The sequence below is a fragment of the Aetokthonos hydrillicola CCALA 1050 genome (genome assembly GCF_017591665.1).
In the GTDB taxonomy this organism is placed as follows: Bacteria; Cyanobacteriota; Cyanobacteriia; order Cyanobacteriales; family Nostocaceae; genus Aetokthonos; species Aetokthonos hydrillicola.
Genome location: NZ_JAAKGC010000268.1, coordinates 1 through 2,864 on the forward strand (window position 1 = coordinate 1; position 2,864 = coordinate 2,864).

Here is a 2,864-nt window from a genome sequence, read left to right on the forward strand (position 1 = left end):
TGTTGAGGCTAGTACGTTCGTTGTAATCCTCGGTTAGTTCTGGCGTCATCGCCGTGTATGGTAAATTCACGGCAGTATAGGCAGTGTTAAACAGAACAGCAATAACTAAGTTGAACCAGAATAAGCCCCATTGATTACCAGCTAAGTTAGGGGGTATTATCCAATGAAGAAAAAAGAAAGTTCCTAGAGGAATTGCTCCAAATATCATCCAAGGATGCCTTCTTCCCCATCGAGAGCGTGTCTTATCAGTCAGAGTGCCGACGAATGGATCATTGATTGCATCCCATATCCCGCTAATTAGGCGAATATAACCAGCTAATCCTGCGCTTAAACCGACTACATTAGTAAGAAAGACTGACCAGAAAAACGCCAGAATGTTTGCAGTGATTGCAGTTCCTAAATCTCCTGCACCGTAAGCAATTTTAGTTTTTAAATTAAGCTTTTCACCTTCAGAAGTTTGAGAATAGCTATTAGGGGCAGAATCGGTCATAGTACTTTGTGGTTCCTCATACTAAAATAAGTTGCTCGCTTATCCAGTATTAGCCACAATCACACACCTTATGCCAGACCTTTACGTTTCTTGGTCAGAGTATTACCAAAAAATTGAACAACTGGCTACTCAAATTTATCAATCCGGTTGGGAATTTAACCAAATTGTCTGTCTTGCTAGAGGTGGACTGCGAGTGGGAGATATTCTCTCTCGCATATACGATCAGCCTCTAGCTATTTTGGCAACATCATCTTACAGCACTGCTCCTGGGAAGCAAGAAAGAGGGAATTTAACTTTTTCGCGCCATCTGACTATGACCACCGAAAGTTTAGGTTCACACATTCTTTTAGTCGATGATCTGGTAGACTCTGGAGTCACACTCCAAAAGACTATCCCTTGGCTAAAAGAATATAGCGATTGTCCTATTGAAGAGATTCGTACTGCCGTTATCTGGTATAAAGCCTGTTCGACAATAGCTCCAAATTACTACGTCGATTATCTATCCAATAACCCTTGGATTCACCAACCATTTGAACAATATGAATATATGAAGCCTGCGGAATTAGGGCATAGGGCATAGGGCATGGGGCATGGGGCATGGGGCATGGGAGCAGAGGGGCAGAGGAGCAGGGAGCAGGGAGCAGGGAAAAATGGAATTGAAGTCCTTTATCCCCTTTATCCCCAATGCCAATGCCCTATGCCCTATGCCCCATGCCCCATGCCCCAAATACTAAACCAAACCGCCAGCGGCTTGAAAACGAGCGCGGGCGCGTTTAAAAGCTTGGTTTGCTTGAATTTGTCCTTGGCGATCGCCTTGGCTTACTTGATTTAAGCGAGTTTGTGCTTCGGTATACGCAGTCCGTGCTTGTTCTAGGTTAATTTTGTCGCCGTTTTCAGCGCTATTTACCAAGATTGTCACTTCATCTTGCTCAACTTCAGCAAAACCGCCTAACAACGCGATCGCCACCCAATCTTGATTTTTACTTGAACGTACTCGCATGACGCCTGTATCTAAGGCTGTCAATAGTGGTGCGTGTCCGCTGAGAATACCTAGTTGACCAGTGGTACTGGGTAAAATAACTTCTTCAGCAGTCGCATCCCACACTGTTTTATCTGGTGAAATTACACGAACTGTTAATGTCATAGGTTATTAGAGAAGGAGTCAGAAGACAGAAGTCAGGAGCCAGAATCAATTTATACCCTAATTCCATACAAGACATCAGAGAATAGGGATCTAAACCGGATTCCCAAGCTGAATCCTGAACGCCACATGCTTTATGCCGGGAAACCCGGCCACCGCAGTGGCTCCTCCTGACTCCTGAATTCTTTTTGTTCACAAATTAGCCTTTGATCTTAGCGGCTTTGGCGACAGCTTCGTCAATATTGCCGACCATGTAAAAAGCCTGCTCTGGCAGATCATCTAACTCACCAGAGAGAATCTTCTTAAAGCCTTTAATGGTATCTTCCAGCTTCACATATTTACCTGGAGAGCCGGTAAACACTTCTGCTACAAAGAATGGCTGAGACAAGAAGCGCTCAACCTTGCGTGCGCGTGCTACGATAAGACGGTCTTCTTCAGACAATTCATCTAAACCAAGAATAGCGATGATGTCTTGAAGTTCCTTGTAACGTTGCAAAGTTGCTTGTACAGCACGAGCAGTGTTGTAATGTTCATCACCAACAATATTTGGCTGTAACATGGTGGAAGTTGAACCTAGCGGATCCACCGCTGGATAAATTCCCTTAGATGCCAAACCCCGAGACAGCACTGTTGTTCCATCTAAGTGAGCAAAAGTGGTTGCAGGTGCGGGGTCGGTCAAGTCGTCTGCTGGTACATACACCGCTTGAATGGAGGTGATTGATCCTTCATTAGTTGAGGTGATGCGTTCTTGCAATGCACCTACGTCAGTTCCTAATGTAGGCTGATATCCTACCGCAGAAGGCATCCTTCCCAAAAGCGCAGATACTTCTGAACCTGCTTGTACAAACCGGAAAATGTTGTCAATAAACAGCAACACGTCCTGCTTATTCACGTCACGGAAGTATTCAGCCATGGTTAGAGCAGATAGACCAACCCGCATTCTCGCTCCGGGTGGTTCATTCATCTGACCATAAACTAGCGCGATTTTCGATTCGTTAAGGTTCTCTTCATTGATAACCTTAGATTCGATCATTTCATTGTAAAGGTCATTACCTTCACGGGTACGCTCACCCACTCCACCAAATACCGACACTCCACCGTGCTCGGTTGCGATGTTGTTGATCAATTCCATCATGATTACGGTTTTGCCAACACCTGCACCGCCGTCCAGACCAATTTTTCCTCCACGGCGGTAGGGCGTCAGCAAATCAACAACTTTAATCCACGGCCCCA

4 protein-coding genes are annotated in these 2,864 nt (G+C 45.1%); 1 reads left to right on the forward strand and 3 read right to left on the reverse strand.

All coding sequences use genetic code 11. The annotated features are described in order from the left end of the window. Positions 1 to 490, reverse strand: a 490-nt coding sequence (locus tag G4P69_RS36760; protein WP_208354767.1) for an MFS transporter, incomplete at its 3' end; no start/stop codon positions are given. A gap of 70 nt (positions 491 to 560) precedes the next feature. On the opposite strand from G4P69_RS36760, the gene G4P69_RS36765 reads away from it, so the two are divergent. Next, a complete protein-coding gene (locus G4P69_RS36765; protein ID WP_208341599.1) occupies positions 561 to 1,070 on the forward strand; it encodes a phosphoribosyltransferase in 510 nt (169 codons plus the stop codon). A 150-nt stretch (positions 1,071 to 1,220) separates the two neighbouring features. Here the strand turns inward: G4P69_RS36765 and atpC are convergent, their stop codons facing one another. Continuing rightward, a complete protein-coding gene (gene atpC, locus G4P69_RS36770) occupies positions 1,221 to 1,634 on the reverse strand; it encodes an ATP synthase F1 subunit epsilon (RefSeq protein WP_208341600.1) in 414 nt (137 codons plus the stop codon). A 196-nt stretch (positions 1,635 to 1,830) separates the two neighbouring features. After that, the coding region (gene atpD / locus G4P69_RS36775; RefSeq protein WP_208354768.1) for a F0F1 ATP synthase subunit beta at positions 1,831 to 2,864 on the reverse strand (1,034 nt) is incomplete at its 5' end.

Coding starts and splice junctions, on each gene's coding strand:
- G4P69_RS36765 (WP_208341599.1), top strand. CDS start 561: ATGCCAGACCTTTACGTTTCTTGGTCAGAGTATTACCAAAAAATTGAA.
- atpC (WP_208341600.1), bottom strand. CDS start 1,634: ATGACATTAACAGTTCGTGTAATTTCACCAGATAAAACAGTGTGGGAT.